This window comes from Mesorhizobium escarrei, assembly GCF_935825525.1.
In the GTDB taxonomy this organism is placed as follows: Bacteria; Pseudomonadota; Alphaproteobacteria; order Rhizobiales; family Rhizobiaceae; genus Mesorhizobium; species Mesorhizobium escarrei.
On record NZ_CAKXZT010000016.1, the window covers coordinates 1 to 450 of the forward strand.

The following is a 450-nucleotide window of genomic DNA, read 5'->3' on the forward strand; positions in this document are numbered from 1 at the left end:
GCCCGAAAGGGTTTTCGAGTGGTTCGAGCCTGCATGTCTCATCGTCGAAATATCCCAGATCATAGTCCATGAAGCTGGCCAGCCAGATTCGGTCGTCGACCTGTTTGACGCCGACGGTCTGGCCGGCGAAGACCTGGCTGAGATTGATCTTCTTGCGATTGTAGCAGATGCGCCCGCAGGTGGTGACGGTGACTGCCTTGTCGTGGAAAGGGTAGTCGAGCTGCGGCAGTCCCCGATAGGGGCGCGGCGAGAGGCTGTAGCGCTCGGCAGGGCAGGCCATATCGAGCGCCTGATGCGGGCGTTCGGTGTTGAACAACACGACGAAAGAACGCCCACAGGACCGAGGAACGCAAGTTTCTTTATCCATGGCATCCTTGGGCTGGGCGTTGTGTTCACGTTCATGAGGTGATCGAGAAGGCAGACCGGGAGGTTTTCCGCTGCAGTCTCTCC

Annotated in this window: 1 pseudogene; it reads right to left on the bottom strand. The window is 58.9% G+C overall.

From position 1 onward, the window contains the following. A pseudogene (locus tag NMG80_RS01810) lies at window positions 1–319 on the bottom strand (IS481 family transposase); the annotation flags it as partial. Window positions 320–450 lie beyond the last annotated feature (131 nt).